This window comes from Aquabacterium sp., from assembly GCF_021768455.1.
GTDB lineage: Bacteria > Pseudomonadota > Gammaproteobacteria > Burkholderiales > Burkholderiaceae_C > Aquabacterium.
Genome location: NZ_JAIZVX010000307.1, coordinates 1 through 1,198, shown reverse-complemented (window position 1 = coordinate 1,198; position 1,198 = coordinate 1). Strand labels below are relative to the sequence as shown.

The 1,198-nt window shown below is 44.0% G+C and carries 1 protein-coding gene; it reads left to right on the top strand.

The window, feature by feature from the left end; all coding sequences use genetic code 11:
• On the top strand, window positions 1-822 hold an 822-nt coding region (locus QZ994_RS19935; protein WP_290877861.1), incomplete at its 5' end, for a hypothetical protein.
• Window positions 823-1,198: the final 376 nt, after the last annotated feature.

Genomic DNA, 1,198 nt, shown 5'->3' with positions numbered 1-1,198 from the left:
GATGTCTGTGTGCTGGCTAAACTGGCTCCAGAAGATGTGATTGCAGTACCTGAATACGACGCTAACAAGATGCGTGTTTGTGGATATCACATCATCATGGAACTGAGCAAAGATGAGTATGCTCAAGTTCGTAGTAACAAACCAATCACTGATCTGGCTTCAGGTAAAACCAAACTGGCTATGGCTATGAATGGTCAGCATATCCGTAAGACTCATGAAGTAAAGATTCATGGTCATATGGGTGCTGATGTGAAGGTTACTGAGATTGCTGAAGTTCCTAAATATCAGAAACCAGAAGCCAAACATACTGAGGTTGAAGCACTGGGTAATCCAGAAGCTGAAACCAAGGATGTTCCAGTTGATCCTAAAACTGTAGTTAAACAAATCGCAGGATTGTCTCGTAAAGAGCAAGCCAAGATTCTGTATGACAACCTTGCTACTGGTGGTCAAGAAGCTTTGGATGCAATTCATGCATTCAAGAAAGCTGCCAAAGTAAGCTGGGAAAAACTTGGTTTGCCTGAGATCAATGGCCCTGTTATCAGCATCCGTGAGCCTGCAACGATTACGGTGGCTGTTACCCAAAAGGTAGAAGCCAATGAGATTGTTAAGCCAGCGGATAAATCTCAAGCCAAGCGTCTTGCTATTCAAGTCGCTGGTAGTGAGGGTTCTCCTCGTGAGCGTATCCAGAAGCTTCTGGCCATTGGTTTGAGTTCTCAGACTGCTAAGGCAATCAAAGAGATCAAACAGAAAGCCAAGAAGTCATGGGATGCTCTGGGTGTCGATATTGCGGATCAGAATACGATTCGTAGTTTGACTGAGTAATCATAGTTATCCAGATCAATTCCATTGATCAGGTAATTCTCTATATAGAGTGTCTGGTGGCACAAATTGAAGTGCCACCAGATAAGAATTGTTCTTGTCATATCAATCCACCTTGCAGCGATTGTGTCGATCATTCTTACACAAGAGATCTGTTGCAGGATGAAGACGCAGTTGTGAACTACCTGCGGACATATTTGCTCATCAACACGTAGTTGTGTACTATTCGGCCTTCGCTGTTTCAAGGAAATCAAGTACTTGGCGCAGTGAGGGTCCGAAATCTATAGTACAAAGTTCAGACCTGAAATTGTGGTACTTTCATAGGGCAAGCGGCTGTAGCTCAGTTGGATAGAGTACCTGGCTACGAACCTGTAGCCCT